7 protein-coding genes and 1 pseudogene are annotated in these 16,170 nt (G+C 37.8%); 3 read left to right on the top strand and 5 right to left on the bottom strand.

All coding sequences use genetic code 11. The features are described from left to right. Positions 1–105: 105 nt before the first annotated feature. Both tftA and phnD read left to right on the top strand, forming a co-directional pair. Positions 106–1,458 carry a hormogonium tapered terminus morphoprotein TftA gene (gene tftA / locus IQ247_RS11555; RefSeq protein WP_193920051.1) on the top strand — a complete coding sequence of 451 codons (1,353 nt, stop codon included), beginning with the start codon at positions 106–108 and terminating at the stop codon, positions 1,456–1,458. Between the two features lie 467 nt (positions 1,459–1,925). After that, positions 1,926–3,062, top strand: coding sequence for a phosphate/phosphite/phosphonate ABC transporter substrate-binding protein (gene phnD, locus IQ247_RS11550; protein WP_228059659.1), 1,137 nt, complete (start codon positions 1,926–1,928; stop codon positions 3,060–3,062). A gap of 296 nt (positions 3,063–3,358) precedes the next feature. Here the strand turns inward: phnD and IQ247_RS11545 are convergent. Then, positions 3,359–3,517: pseudogene (locus IQ247_RS11545) on the bottom strand (prolyl oligopeptidase family serine peptidase); the annotation flags it as partial. Positions 3,518–3,719: 202 nt separating this feature from the next. Here IQ247_RS11545 and IQ247_RS11540 point away from each other — a divergent pair. Next, positions 3,720–4,331 carry a Uma2 family endonuclease gene (locus IQ247_RS11540; RefSeq protein WP_193920049.1) on the top strand — a complete coding sequence of 204 codons (612 nt, stop codon included), beginning with the start codon at positions 3,720–3,722 and terminating at the stop codon, positions 4,329–4,331. A gap of 449 nt (positions 4,332–4,780) precedes the next feature. Here the strand turns inward: IQ247_RS11540 and IQ247_RS11535 are convergent, their stop codons facing one another. The 4 genes from IQ247_RS11535 to IQ247_RS11520 form a co-directional block, all read right to left on the bottom strand. Then, positions 4,781–6,862: a prolyl oligopeptidase family serine peptidase gene (locus IQ247_RS11535; protein ID WP_228059658.1), complete on the bottom strand. Its 2,082-nt coding sequence runs from the start codon at positions 6,860–6,862 to the stop codon at positions 4,781–4,783. Between the two features lie 758 nt (positions 6,863–7,620). Beyond that, a complete protein-coding gene (locus tag IQ247_RS11530) occupies positions 7,621–12,435 on the bottom strand; it encodes a hybrid sensor histidine kinase/response regulator (protein ID WP_193920045.1) in 4,815 nt (1,604 codons plus the stop codon). Positions 12,436–12,802: 367 nt separating this feature from the next. Continuing rightward, a complete protein-coding gene (locus IQ247_RS11525) occupies positions 12,803–15,622 on the bottom strand; it encodes a methyl-accepting chemotaxis protein (protein ID WP_193920043.1) in 2,820 nt (939 codons plus the stop codon). Positions 15,623–15,639: 17 nt separating this feature from the next. Continuing rightward, positions 15,640–16,170, bottom strand: a complete 531-nt coding sequence (locus IQ247_RS11520; protein ID WP_193920041.1) for a chemotaxis protein CheW — start codon at positions 16,168–16,170, stop codon at positions 15,640–15,642.

The raw sequence follows: 16,170 nt of genomic DNA, 5'->3' as shown, positions 1-16,170 counted from the left end.
TTTGACCTTTAACCTTTGACCTTTAACCTTTATATCCTTGTCCCCAGTACCAGAATGGTGTAAACAATCTTTTACGATAACTTTTAATCAGAGGAAATACTGAAGATGGGACGTATTTTTATTTCAGCAGGTCACGGGGGTAAGGAAACAGGAGGTATAGATCCAGGTTTTATTGCGGGTGGGACAACTGAAGCCAAGGAAATGATTTTACTACGAGATTTAATTTTAACGGAATTAAGGGCGCGTGGGTTTGAAGTTCTTTCGGTTCCAGATTCTTTGAGTGCTAGAGCGAGTATTGAGTGGATAAATTCCCGTGGTAATCGTAATGATGTAGCGGTGGAAATTCATGCCGATTCTGCTTCTAGTCCTGCTGTAAACGGCGCTAGTGTCTATTATATTGCTAATAACGAAGAACGTAAAAGCAATGCCGAAACCCTGTTGATGGGGCTGCTACGTCGGGTTCCGCAGTTAAATAGTCGGGGGGTGAAGCCGGATACTGCAACTGGGATGGGACAGTTGATATTTACTCGTCAAGTTGCGATCGCGTCTTTGTTAATGCAAGTTATTTTCCTGACCAGTGCCCAAGACCGTGCTTTATTACAAACCCGTCGTCGGGAATTTGCGGTGGGGATAGCTGATGGAATTGTAGCATGGAGTCGCGTAATTGATCCAGGTTCAACTCCGGCACCGGAACCAACTTATCCAGCAATTAATATTCAAATTAACGGTCAAAATTATTCAGAGCAAGGAATATTAGTTAACGGTAATGCCTATATTCCCATAGATTTAGTTGACCGTTTGCAAATTGACTTATCAAAAGCTACTAATGTACGTCGTCTGAGCTACCGCAGAATAGTTTATGTCAAAGCAGTAGAATTACGAGAATTTAATATATCAATCGGTTGGGATGCTGCCAGTCGTACCGTAATTTTAAAGTCAAATTTGGCAATTTGTCCTAACCAAATTAGTCAAATCATGTCTCGTGGTGCAACTTCAGAAGTACAGTTACAAATCTTTTTGAGAGACAATAATCAAGATGCTTTGGTGAAGTTTCCTGACATACCCAAACTGTATCGAGAAGAAGCTGGAATTGAGGGAGTGAATCACGATATTGCTTTTTGTCAAATGTGTTTGGAAACCGGATTTTTACGTTTTGGGGATGATATACAACCGCAACAAAATAACTTTGCCGGATTAGGAACTATCGGTGGTGGAAGCGAAACAGCATCATTTCCTAGTGCGAGAATTGGAGTCCGCGCTCATATTCAACATTTAAAAGCTTACGCTAGTTTGGAACCTTTAGCTCAGGAAGTGGTAGATCCGAGATTTCGGTTTGTGACGCGGGGTATAGCGCCGTTAGTAACGGATTTATCGGGGAGATGGGAAGCAGATTTGCAATATGGAGAGAAGATTGTGGCGTTGGTGAAACGGTTGTATGAATCGGCGGGGTTTTTGTAGATGTAATCTTCTTAGCTATAATTTTGATTAAAGCGCTGCTACACTGCGGTTGTGATGTGGTTTCGCTTTCTGAATTCAATGCAGTTTAGTATGAGAATCCCTCCAAAATTAGATGAGAGGATAAAAGAGTATGCTGACCATCATCGTATTACTAAAAGCAAGGTAATGTCAGATGTCGTTAATCATGATTTTGCTTTTTCTAGTCATTTAATTTTAAGTTATTATTTATTATAATTTGATTAAAAAAATCTCTTACTAACTTAAACATGAAGTTTAGAGAAATAGACGGACGAATAAAAATACTATTATTAATGTTTTTTGAGATATTTTTAGGAGTAATTCTCAGTTTAATTAGTTCCCGAATATCTAGTAATTTAAACAAACTAAACATTAATGTAAATCAGGCATTATTTATGCTGCTAATTCTACTATTTATAATATGTTGTGTTTTAGTATTAGTTAAATACTTGCAAAAAGTAGAACATAAAACTTCTCAAGAAGATATTCCACCTGACGAGACTGTTGTACCAGTAACTACGAATTTACAACCAATAGGAAAATTTCCACGTCGTAAAATTATTGTAAGTACTAGTTTGGTGATTACTGGTTTTGCATCTGCATTTATTGTTCAAAAAATCCTAGATAATCCTGTAATACCTCCCTTACCTGTAGCATCTCCGACTCCTCTCTCCACATCGATTCTCCCAGTTATTAAAGTAATTAAATTTGCAATTCTTCCCACATTGGATTTTAAAACTTTAGCAGAGCAGGAGAATTGGAATAACTTCATTAAAGATATGGAGAAGAAATTAGGAATTTCGGTCAATATTTTGCCTGTACAAAGTTACAAAGAAGTGATTGAAGCAATCAATAATAATGATGCTCAGATTGCTTGGTTTGGTGGTCAATCCTACATCGAAGCAGCCAAAAAAAATCAGATTGAAGCATTTGCTCAAACTGTAAATAATGATGGTAGTAGAGGTTATTACTCATATTTAATTACGAATAAAAATCAGTCAATAGTTTCACAATTAAAATCCCTGGATAAAAACCAAAGTGATAAATATATAATTGATGGAATTAAAAATGGTTTATTACTCACATTTGCTTTCAACGATAAAAATTCTACTTCTGGTTTTTTAATTCCAAATTTGTGCGTTTTTGCGAAAAATGGTATCGAACCCGAAACAGTTTTGACTAACCCACCATCTTTTCTTCGCAGTCATGAAGCAACAGCACTTGCTGTAGCGGATGAACGTGTAGATATTGCGACAAATAACAGTGAGGCTTTAGCTCGTCTGCAAAAAAGTCATCCCCAAGCTTATGAAAAAATCGAAGTTTTGTGGGAATCTCGGATTATTCCCAGTGACCCCATAGCTTATCGTAAAGATTTACCAGAAAACATTAAGAAAAATATTCAAGATTTTTTCTACAATTATCAAAATCAAACAGTTCTTAATATTATGGGATGGAGTGGATTTGAGCAAGCATCAAGTAGCAATTGGGATATAATTCGCGATTTTGATAATATTACAAATAAAATAAAAAGTGGCGCATCTAACAGCCAATTGCAAGCAGAAGCACAAAGTATTTGCTCACCGTAATCAAGCCTAGTCGTGGAATTCACGTAATCATTCATTTTGAGTGGTAGAGGTAGTGGGAGCGTCTCGCTCCCTGGTTGCTAATAGGGAGCGAGACGCTCCCACTACAAATAGATAACCGATATGAACTAATAATTATTAAATATAAATTATAAAGTTACCTACCGCTCTGACGGGCTGATTTTTTCAGCAAACCCCAATTAGAGATACACAAAGCTAGAACAGCGATGCGTTAGAAAAAGATATCCATAACGCACCCTAAATCCACAAACCTCAATCCAAAATCTAAAATCTAAAATCTAAAATCTAAAATCCTCTACTCCCAAAGTCTTCACCAAAAATGCCCACTTATCCGCAGCTTCTTCAATAATCTTTGTTGTCGGTTTACCTGCACCATGTCCAGCTTTTGTTTCAATTCTTATTAATACTGGTGCATCTCCATTATGAGCGGGATACAATTTTTTGATTTCAGGAATAGCCGCTCGCGGAATCGCACTAACCCGGGTGAATGTCACAATAACCCGTTGATACGTAACACTACAAAGCGGTTTAACATAAATATCGCTCTCCACAGTAAAATTGGGATAGGAATCATATTTTTGAAGATTTATCGTTATAGCGTCCTCGCATCGAAAATTATCGAGAAATAGATCATGTTTTATGAAAATAAAAACTATGACGAAAGAAGTACAAACAGTCAAACGCTTCTACACTCCGGAAGAATATTTAGAACTAGAAGAACAAGCAGAATTTAAGAGCGAGTACCGCGACGGAGAAATTATACCAATGACGGGTGGGACTACCAATCACAATCAAATTGCTCTAAATTTGGCTGCTTCTTTAAAAATTGCCACCAAAAAGCAAAATTGTCGGATTTATATAGCCGATGTGCGTTTATGGATACCTAAATATCGTCAGCATACTTATCCTGATGTGATGCTAATAGAGGGACAACCTGTTTACACAGGAAACAACACAACTACCGTTATGAATCCTTCATTAATTGCAGAAGTTTTATCAAAATCAACACAAAATTACGACCAAGGAAATAAGTTTTTATATTATCGTTCGATTCCAGAATTTAAAGAATATATTTTAATAGATCAATATCAATATCATGTAATGCATTACGTGAAAACTGCCAATGGTAAATGGCTTTTTGATGAAATTGAAGGGGAATCTGCCTTATTTTCGTTAGAAACTGTTGATTTTCAACTTACATTAAGTGACCTTTACGAACAAGTTGACTTTGTAGCAAATGACTCGGAGTGAATTTTGGCAGAAACCGAAAATAATTGTTTTTGTTGAGTTTATGAAAGAGTTGGTGGCTGCTTTAAAGCGAGTTTATATTGTAGATTGAACGTTGACACGGAAACCCAATTATTGCAAACCAATGCAGATGCAGGAAATATCATAAAAAGCAGATCCTTTGAATTAAGTCGAAGTAAATGATATTTTTTATCATCATTTTTCTTGAGATAATTATAAATTTTTAACGAAGCATAGATAAAATTGCTATTACGATTTTTCCGGTTTGTTAAAAGCTATGAATTTTAAGGGAACAATAAGAAAATAACTACCATGTTTTAGCCATCTCTCTTTACTTCTTTCCTCAGCGCTCTTAGCGTCTCTGTGGTTTTTTAATATTTTGGCAAGAAGAAATAAAATAACGATGCGTTAGGACAAATCTCCATAACGCACCCGGATGCGCTAAAGCGAAACTATGAACCAAATTGTACTTTTTCAATTCCCAAAGTCTTCACCAAAAAAGCCCACTTATCCGCAGCTTCTTCAATAATCTTTGTTGTCGGTTTACCTGCACCATGTCCAGCTTTTGTTTCAATTCTTATTAATACTGGTGCATCTCCATCATGAGCTGCTTGTAATGCTGCGGCAAATTTGAAACTGTGTGCGGGTACTACTCGATCATCATGATCGGCTGTAGTTATCAAAGTCGCTGGATAAGCTGTCCCCAGTTTCAAATTATGCAAAGGTGAATAAGCATAAAGAGTTTTGAAATCTTCGGGATTTTCTGAGGAACCGTATTCCGGAACCCAAGCCCAACCGATGGTAAACTTATGGAAACGCAACATATCCATTACCCCTACAGATGGTAACGCTGCACCGAATAAATCGGGACGCTGCGTCATACAACCACCTACCAATAATCCACCATTACTACCACCGGCGATCGCCAATTTCTCCGATTTAGTATAACCATTGTCTATCAACCATTCCGCTGCTGCAATAAAGTCATCGAAGACGTTTTGTTTTTTATCTTTGATTCCCGCTTGATGCCATGCTTCACCATATTCACCACCACCGCGTATATTAGGTACGGCGTAAACTCCACCCATTTCCATCCATATCAAGCTGCTAACTGAAAAGGTTGGTGTTAAAGAAACGTTAAAACCGCCGTAAGCGTAAAGAAATGTCGGATTATTTCCATCTAATTTAATTCCCTTTTTATGGGTAATAAACATTGGTATTTGAGTACCATCTTTGCTTTTGTAAAAAACCTGTTTGGTTTCGTAATTATCAGCATTAAAATCTACTTTTGGTTCTCGAAAAACCTTACTTTCACCCGTTATCATATCGTAACGGTAAATGGTTCCCGGTGCAGTAAAGCTGGTGAATTGATAAAAGGTTTCGGTGTCACTGCTTTTACCATTAAAACCACCTACAGAACCAATGCCAGGTAATTCGATTTCTCGAACAAAATTACCGTTAAGTTCAAAAATTTTGATTTGACTGCGAGCATCTTTAAGATATTCTGCAACAAATTGATTGTTGAGAGTACCTACACTTTCTAAAGTTTCTGTAGTTTCAGAAATTATTTCTTGCCAATTTTTAGAATCCGGTTTTTTCGTATCAATAGCAATAACTTTTCCTCGTGATGCATTTAAATCAGTTTGAAAATAAAAAACATTTGCGTCATTATCAATAAAACTATAAGATGATTCAAATTTATTGATTAATTCGACAACTTCACTCTTAGGATTAGTTAAATCCTGATAAAAAACTAAGTTTTTAGAATCAGTTCCCAACCAAACCGAAATAATCAAATAACGTCCATCTTCGGTAACACTACCGTTAAAACCCCACTCTTTTTGATCAGAACGTTGATAAATTAAAGTATCTTCTGACTGGGGTTGACCTAACTGATGATAATAAAGCTTTTGATAGTAATTAACATCTTCTAACTTAGTTTTTGCATTTGGTTCATCGTAACTGCTGTAGAAAAAACCTTTACTATCATTAGTCCAAGAAGCTCCAGAAAATTTAATCCATCGTAAATGGTCTTTTAAATCTTCACCCGTGTCAATATTTCTCACCTTCCATTCTTGCCAATCGGAACCAGCAACTGATATACCATAAGCTAAATATTCACCGTTTTCACTAATAGATATACCAGAAAGAGCAACAGTACCATCTTCTGAAAGTTGATTCGGATCAAGTAAAACTATTGGTTTATCGTCAAGGGTTTTCAAAGTATATAAAACACTTTGATTTTGTAACCCGTCATTCTTAAAATAAAAATAACGATTCCCCTCCTTAAAAGGAACGCCATATTTTTCATAATCCCATAATTTCGTCAAACGTTTCTTGATATCCTCTCTCTGAGGAATTTTTTCTAAAAAACCAAAAGTAACTTTGTTTTGCGCTTCCACCCAAGCTTTAGTTTCTGGAGAATCGGGATTTTCTAACCAACGGTAGGGGTCTGCAACTTTAGTACCATGGTAATTATCAACTTGTTCGCTTTTACTAGTTGCTGGATAGTTTAAATTGTGTACAGTAGTCATGTTTTTCTGGGAAGAAGATACTTTTATATAGTACAAAAATGTACAAATAATAACTATTGTCAAAAAGATAGCTAAAAATTTAGGTAGAAGCGTAAACAATTTTTTCATTCAAGCTTGGTATTGAATTTCAAATATATACAGATAGTGCGTTATCGTGCATAACGTTTTTCAATAATATACATATGAAATTGAATTTTTACGCATTTTTTGATTTATTCCAGAAAAATTTGGGAATATTTGGGTAAATTAAGGCTATATAGAATTCGTCCATTGAATGGAGATGAGTGATGTTTGAATGGTTTGATGAATTTAAAGCTAGTGTGGAAGCAGGAATCAAGTCATATTATGTCCGGTTAAACACTCCGGTATTTCTGTGAGGGCTGGTAATGGGTTTTGGATAAATGCGTAATCGTCATATAGTAAGCAATTACTCCCTTCCCGTTAAAAGATTAGCCAAAAAAAACCGCAGAGACAAGGCAGTGCGTTGCGGAGGCTCCCTCCGTTGTAGCAACTGCCGCGCAGAGAACGCAAAGGAAAGAGATAAAGAGAAATCGGTAATTTTCTAGCGGGATAGGAGTAACCGGACTTCATATCAGGTATTGAATCGAGGATTGACTGTCTTGTAGGGTGAGAAGTCGGGTTTTTACGATGATTGTTCGATACTACAGATATTGCAGCTAAAAACCCCACTTCTTAATACTACTAACAACTAACAACCAACAACTAACCACTAACAACTAACTACTAACAACCAACAACTAACCACTAACAACCAACTTTTCACCTTTGAGCATCCTCACAGCAGCTTCCAGTAAAGCTTCTTCTAAATAAGGCTTAGTAAAATACCCGCTCGCACCTAATTGAATTGCCATTTGTCTATGTTTATCGGCACCACGGGAAGTTAACATGGCAATGGGTAAATTATTCAAATCGGGGTTTTTCTGAATGCGCGATAGTAATTCTAATCCGTCACAACGGGGCATTTCGATGTCACAGAAGACAATATCGCAAGGTAAACCGGAACGCAATTTATCCCAGGCTTCTTGTCCGTCACGGGCTTGTTCTACACGATAACCAGCTTTAGTAAAGGTAAGAGAAAGTAATTCGCGCACTGTAATTGAATCATCAACAATCAGGACTGTGGGGTCAATTTTTGCATCCGCAGGTTCTACAGGTATAAGAGTATCTTTTTGCTCCCAAAGACTAACGCTACTTTGTTTCGATGTCCGACCCTCAAAGATGTCAATTAACTCCAGCACATCAACAATCGGCATAATTCGACCATCTCCGAGGATGGTAGCGCCTGCTACACCGACAGGTTTTGGTGCGGGTCCTTCAAATTGCTTAATGACAATTTCCTGCTCGCTCAAAACTTGGTCAATTTGCAGTGCAATCATCGTATTCCCCGAACGCACTGCAATTACAGAAACCATATCATCATCTCTGTTACCACCGTAAACGATACCGCGACTCAGGAGACGGTTAAATGTTAACAACTCTTTGAGAGGACGGAACGGTAGTTTTCGATCGCGCCAAAGTATATATTTCTTACCATCGGCATCTTCGCGAATGTTTTTAACCGGCATATCCATGGTATCTTCCACACCATCCATGGGGAAAGCAATTCTAGCTTTATCAGAAACACAGCATAAAGCTTTACAAATACTCAAGGTTAGCGGTAAACGAATTGTAAATTTAGTTCCCTTACCCAAACTGGAATCCGTAGTAATTGCTCCTCGGATTTCACTGATGGAAGTCCTAACTACATCCATTCCGACACCACGCCCTGCAAGTTGGTCAGCTTCATCTTTAGTGCTGAAACCGGAATGGAATAATAGTTCGTATACTTCCATTCGGGATATAGTTTTTGCTTGTTCGGCTGTAATTAAACCTACTTTGACTGCCTTTTTCTTCACTTTTTCAGCATCAATCCCAGCACCGTCATCGCTTACGGAAATCACCGTTTGATTACCTTGGTGGAAAGCGCGAATTTTGATTGTTCCTTGAGCAGGTTTACCCCTGGATTCTCTTTCTTCAGGAGTTTCAATACCGTGGACAATGGCGTTATTTAATAAATGAGTCAAAGGATCGCTCAGATACTGAAGAATCATTTTATCAACCAAAGTATCCTGACCTTCGATAATCAAATTCACTTGCTTACCGCACTTAATCGAATTATCTCGTACTCCTCGTTCCAAACGAGTTGTTACCTGAGAAAACGCTTCCATTCGCGATCGCGTTATTCCTTCTTGCAATTGTGAAGTAACTTGACGAAACTGACGCGCTACTCTTTCGTTATCTTCAACCACAAAGTCAATATCACTGGCTGACTCTCGCACCCGAACAATCAATTCAATCATTTCTTGGGATAGGGTATGAAAAGGAGTAAACCGATCCATTTCTAATTCACTGAAACCCCTATCTGTATTGAAATTATAATTACCACCACTGTTGTCTTTACGACTGGCGAGTAAAGATGCTTCCAATAACGAACGCTCGTAAAGTTCTTGCATTCTCGCACCGACATCGGAAAGATTCTGTATTTGATGGAGCAAGTTATCAAGAGATTGTCGCATTCTTTCTTGGTCTTGTTCCAATGTGTTGCGATTGACTACCAATTCCCCAACCAGGTTACTCAAGTTATCCAAATGCTTCACCGGAACCCGCATTAATTGTTCCCCTTTACTGCTGCGAGTATTTTTAGGAGAAGTGGAGTTGCTTTGACTTGTACGGGGTATGGATGTATTAGCTTGTTTAAGTAGGTTTTCTAAGTCGCTGAATTCATCATTGATAGTTAAGGTGTCTTCGGTATTTACGGATTCATCTGTGTCTTTGACTGCTGATTGTTGCTGATTGTCGAGGACAAGTAAATCTTCTAAGGCTGCAAATTCTGCATCTGGGAATTCTTGCTGTTCGAGTAAGGATTCTAAGTCAGAAAAATCATCAAATTTTAGTTCTTCTTCCTCATTTGATTCGGAATTAAAAGGTAAAAAGGTGATTTTTTCTTCTTTTGATGTTGCTTGTAAACTAATTTCGTCATCAAAAGCAATATCTTGGGAAAATAAGTCATCAATTAATTGTGCTTCGGAATTAGTTGTAATATTTTCTAAATCTTCTGATGAATCTCTATGGGGACTTACTTCTGTTATAACTTCCAAATCAAAAGATGATTCGGTGTAATCTATTTCTGAAGATGGTTGTGCAAAAGGATTATCTATATCATTATCGATTTCAAGTAAATTTAAATTATCTTGTTCCGAGAAACTTGTAAATAAATCTTCTTCTATTAAATCTTCTTCTACAGCTAATTGCTCAATATGATTATCATCGATTTCAAGTAAATTAAAATTATTATCTTGTTCCGAGAAACTTGTAAATAAATCTTCTTCTATTAAATCTTCTTCTACAGCTAATTGCTCAATATGATTATCATTGACTTCAAGTAAATTTAAATTATCTTGTTTCGAGAAAGTTGCAAGGAAATAATCTTCCACAGCAGATGATTGCTGAGCATCATGATTATCAACTTCGATTAAACTTAAATTATCTTGTTCCCCAGTTGCAAAGAAATCATCATCATCAGCATTTTCAGCACTCAGCGTTAATTCCAATAAATCATCTACAACATCCGGAGAAAATGTGGAATCTTTGGAATTATCCTCTAAATCTTCTAATTCAAAATCTACGCTGACAAATTCAGATACTTGATCATTACTAGCTTCAAGCAAATTTTCTTCTAATATCTTTGCGACATCTTCATGAGGTATGATTTCCGTTTTTTCCCAGATATTACCCAAATTTTCGATTACTTCGGCTGAAGAATCATCGAATAAATCACTATAGTCTTTTTCTTCTCTTGGTTTTTCAAATTCACCAAATAAAGTATTTAAACCGACTTGCTCAAAGTTTGGTAAATCAAATGTTTCCTCTTGTGCTGTAACATCTGCTATTTCATCTACCGCAATTTCTGGAAATAAATCGTCAAAATCAACAGTTTTCTCTGTAGATTGTTCGCGATGAGAAACAGGTTCATCAAAAAGCGAATCTAATTCATCTTCACCAGTATTGTAATCATTATTATCATCGAAACTAAGTTCGAGTAAATCATTAATTTCTTGTTCACCATCATTTGTGAATAACTCATTACCCGCAAACTCTTTGCTACCAGTATTTTTAAAATCTTCTAAATCTAATTCTGAAAAATCTTCACCAAATAACTGCATTATTGTCATTTCTTCTTTAGCAGTTGTTGGGTTATCTTGAGAACTTTCCTGTTCAAACGAGAGAAAATCTGCAAATTCGCTATCGGTATCTTTAGCTTGGTCAATATTGGCTTCTACATCGCGATCGCGTTTTTGGGATTTATCGGCTTTTGCATCAATTATTTTCTCTTGTTGCCAATTTTCATCAAGTTCGGAAGATTCTCCTTCAAATAAATCAGCCAGAGTATTTAATTCAGATACTCCTACTTCTGGACCGTGAATATTTAATTCATGAATTACTGTCGGTGCATCGCGATCGACACTATCATCAACATTATCGTCCAATTGGTCAGATAACTCAAACAAACTGTTAATATTGTCTTCTGCTTGAATGCTATCGGCTTGATTATTTTGAGATGTTAAATGCAAAGCTTCCACAGCCGCAACTTCTGAATAATTATCTGTTGGTGGGTTTACCAGTAATTCCGTGTCGGGTTCATCAAACTCTAAATTGCTGATATCCAACAATTCCACTGGAGCAGCCGGAATTAATGCTTCTAATTGCTCACTAATGACAATTTGATTTTCCCGATTTGCTAAAACTAGCTCCAACGCTTGTTTAATCTCAGTAATCGCAATTTTGGCTAAAGTTAGATAAGTATTTTCTTCAGTTGCGATCGCGCTTGTCATCGAACGACACAAATGACTCCAAGCAGACAAGTTAAATTTATCTCCTAGCTCAGCTAAATAATCAGTACATTCCCAGAGCTTTTGCCGATTTTCAGGGGTGGCTGGCTGTTTAAATAATTGCAACATCTGCCGCAGTTTATTCAATACTTCTGCTTGCAGTTGGCGATAATTATTTCCAGTAGATACTGCGGTATTTTCTAGGGTTGGTTGTGATTGATTATTCTCAGTGGCGGCAACAACCCCATTTTCACCAGTAGACTGTTGCACCAGCTTTTCTAAATGTTCGTGGAGCCAAGTAAATACAGGTTCAGCTTCAGCCATTAAAGTATTTGCAGTTTCCTCCGTCAAACCAAAAGGTCCGCTCAAATGCTCTAATAGCACTTTTAGAGTATCGGAAACCCCAAGAAACAAAGATTCTAGCTTTTGATCGATTTTGACCGGACTATCCTTAAGAACCTTGAAACAGTCTTCAAGACGGTGAGAAGTACGCTGAATGCTACTCAAACCAAGCATTGCTGCTCCTCCTTTAATCGAGTGAGCAGCCCGGAAAACTTCGTTAATTAAATCCGGGTCATTAAGAGTACTCTGGAGATTTAACAACCCCTGCTCAATAGTATTCAGGTGGTCTGTTGCTTCTTCAATAAAGTATCCTAAAATGCGTTGTTGTTGTTCCGGTAGCATAATATAACCGTCTTGGTAAGTTAGGAGTTAGGAGTTAGGAGTTAGGAGTTAGGAGTTGGGAGTTGGGAGTTGGGAGTTGGGAGTTGGGAGTTGGGAGTTGGGAGTTGGGAGTTGGGAGTTGGGAGTACCCCTGAAGACGGTGTACCAACTTAGTATTAGTTGGAAGCCTTATTCTTACGTTATATACCCAAATTTTAAACCTAAAAATTGAGCGTAAATATTATTTTTGCCTTCAAATTGTAATCGGTGCAAAGCTGAAAACCTGATTATTAGGTTAGAAAAAACTTCACTTTAACAGAGGTAGAGTTAGGAATTAGGATTTGGTAGTTAGGTGTTTTTGACCTTTAACCTTTAACCTTTAACCTTTTTATCTTGATTCAGCAGTTTCGACTCGGAAACGTTCCACAGAGGAAATCAAATCGCGGGATACACCCACTAAATGCTGTAAAGCTCCGGAAACTCTTTGGGCTTCTTGAGAAGTTTCTTGAGCGGTTAATTCTACCGATTGCATTACTTGAGCTACAGCACGAGATGTTTCCGTTTGTTCCACAGTATCTGTAGTAATAGAACGTACTAATATATCAATTCGATTGGCAACTTGGATGATATTTTCCAAGGAACGCTTAGCTTCTTCAGCCAATTTAGTACCTTTAATTACTTGTTGTGTACCTTCTTCCATTGCAGTCATTACAGAGCCGGTTTCGCTCTGAATTTGCATCACAATTTGTTCGATTTCCTTCAATGATTTAGCAGACTTATCAGCAAGTTGACGAACTTCATCGGCAACAATGGCAAACCCCCGTCCAGATTCTCCCGCACGAGCGGCTTCAATACTGGCATTGAGAGCTAATAAATTAGTTCTCGAAGCAATCTGAGAAATCAAAGCGACAATTTTAGAAATTTCCTGGGAAGATTCCGCCAATCGTTTGACTTTTCGAGTTGTTTCAGCAACAGTTTCTCTAATTTCCAAAATACCTGCTACAGTATTTTCCACAGCTTCCCCACCTTTAAGAGCAATTTCGCTAGCGTCGCGGGCTACTGCTTCGGCTTCTCTGGCTGCTTCGGCTACCCTTTGAATCGAATCAGTCATTACCTGGACAGAATTGAGCGTTACCGCCAATTCTTCCGCTTGTCGTAAAGCATCACTAGATAAGGCTCTGGCAAAAGTTTCCGAATTTGTGGCTCCTTTGGTAACTTCTCTGGCTGCAACTTTTACCTGTTGGACGATATCCCGGAGATTTTGAATCGTCAAGTTAAAAGCATCGGCAACTGCTCCGAGTACATCGGCTGTAACTTCCGCTTGTACCGTCAAATCACCTCTGGCTGCTCCTTCCACATCATCAAGCAAACGAATTACCTGACGCTGCAAATTTTCTTTTGCTTCTTCCTGCTCTTGAGCTTTCCGTGTAGCTTCATGGGTTGTTGTAAAAATCACCCGCGCCATTTCATTAAAGCCAGCAGCTAATTGCCCAAATTCATCTTCAGAATACACCGTAGCTTGTGCGTTCAAATTACCCTTACGCACACAATCAAACTGAGTTTGTAAATCTTTGGTGGTACGACGAACTTGTTTAAGAGTCAGATGTCCCATTGTTCCGGCAGTGACAAAACCGGCGATTCCAGCTGCTAAGGACATTGCCCAACCCGTATTGCGTATAGATTCCCGCTGGTTAGGAGCAGAAAAACTTGTCGCTCCGAAACTGACAACTGCTACTACTACACTGGAGGTAATCCCCACCATTCCCGCAGTTAACCATTGTTTTGTTTGTAATGGAGCATTTTCTAAAACCGCAAAAATTCCTTGATCAACATTTACTTGCGGTTCTATTTTATTGCGATCGTTTTGAGTAAAAACTGGAACCGCTTCTTGGGAACCGGAAATACTAAAGAGTTCTGCATCTCTTTGCGTTAAAGGAGCATTATCGGTTTCTATACTGTCTCCAAATTCATCATCGGAGCTACCATTACTAATTCCATTAGAAGTCGAGCTTTGTGAGTGATTACTGCTCAAATTGCCATTAGTTTGCAGCGAACCAGAATGAGGAAGTATATCAGAAAATGTCGGATTTCCCGTCGATAAATCAAAAGCTGAAATATTGCCTAAATCGTCAAATTCATCAAATTCATCTAAATATTCGATGTTATTGCGATTATTGCTACTGCTGTTATCCTTGGGTTTGATAACACTCTTGGTTTCTTCATTATTAGTTACAAAATCGTCAGTACCAAAAACTTCTTCAAATGCTTCTAAGTCAAAACTGTCATCCTGATGTTGTAAGTTTTCTGGGGATTCCGGATATTGCTTTGATTCTACTTGAGAAAAATCATCATCAAAAAACTTGCTCGGTAAGCTAAAACTTTCACTATCTTCAACCGGATTATCCTCGAAAAATAAATCTTCCTCTTGTAAACTGTTACTGGGTGGTAATTCAGATTGTACAAAGGGATTTTGCTGGGAATTCGTTTCCGGTTCTAAATGTAAAAGAATAGAATCTTCACCTAAATCTTTTGCAGTCTCTTCCTTTATATCTTGTTGCCAAAAAGAAGGTAATTCCAGTTCGGCTTTTGAAATTCCTCCATCGTTTTGATTAACATCTGCTTCTACAAATTCATTTTGAGCAAAAGGATTATCACTCAAATTATTTTCTTGTAAATTCGGTATTGCATCAAATACCTGACTACGATCATCTAAATCAAATGGACTAGTTAAAGCAGGTTCGTTGAGTAACTCTGTAACTTCTTCATTTTCATTAAAAGTAGAAAAAGCAAAGTTATTGCTATCCGAATTGCTATTAGTATCGTCATCCAAAAAATTATCAACAGGCTTCTCTTCCTTGGGGAAAAAATCCGATAAATTTATATCTTGACGGACATCATCAACTTCGTGATTTTGGACATCTGGTTGGATTTGATTTTGATAATTATTGATATTTTCCAGACCATTACGAGCAAAATCAACAATTTCTGGATTATCTGTTAAATTTAATACCGCCTCATATTCACCTTGTGCAACATCGTACTTTTGTAAAACATAATATATATGACCCCTGAGTAAATGAGTATTGGGGTCATCAGTCAAATGCTGTACTACCTGGTCAATCAGTTGAGCTGCCTGTTGATAATCTTTCTGTACATAGGCTTTATAAGCCTGCTGATATATTTGTGTATAATCTATACTTGGTGCCATTTCTTGCCTCCTTTCGGTCATCGGGCCCACCGGGCACTCCGTAAAATTGCCATTTGGTCGAGCAACCGCAGACACCGAGAGATTTCGGTATCTATGAACCATTCTCCTTTTAGAAAAGGAGCCATGGTATCCGGCACGTTGGTAGGCACTCTTAGATGCTGTACATCAAGCCAGTCCATACCTCCGATTTCTTCAACGGCCAAACCTACTATCGTGTCTTGTTCTTCGATCGCAATCACTGAAATTTCTGCCCTATCGGTATTTAATTGAGTTGTTTCTCCAAGAAACTGACCCAAGTCAGCTACCCAAATCACACGACCTCTTAAATTTAGAGTACCCAAAAGTAAAGGTGAAACATTAGGAATCGGAGTCATTCTGTCAGGACTTAATTGAATTACCTCCCGGATACCAGTTGCTGGTAATGCAAACTCCTGATGCGAGGGAATGAAAAATCGTAAATGTAATTCCCCGTCCTTACTTTCGACATTTAATTCAGGACGGAGTTGATCTTGTCCGACACCTCCTAAAAAATCCGGTTTGTGATCCAT

Source organism: Plectonema cf. radiosum LEGE 06105, assembly GCF_015207665.1.
Classification (GTDB): domain Bacteria; phylum Cyanobacteriota; class Cyanobacteriia; order Cyanobacteriales; family Nostocaceae; genus Rivularia; species Rivularia radiosa_A.
Note: the sequence above shows the minus strand (reverse complement) of the source record. Positions and strands in the feature narration are given on the sequence as shown.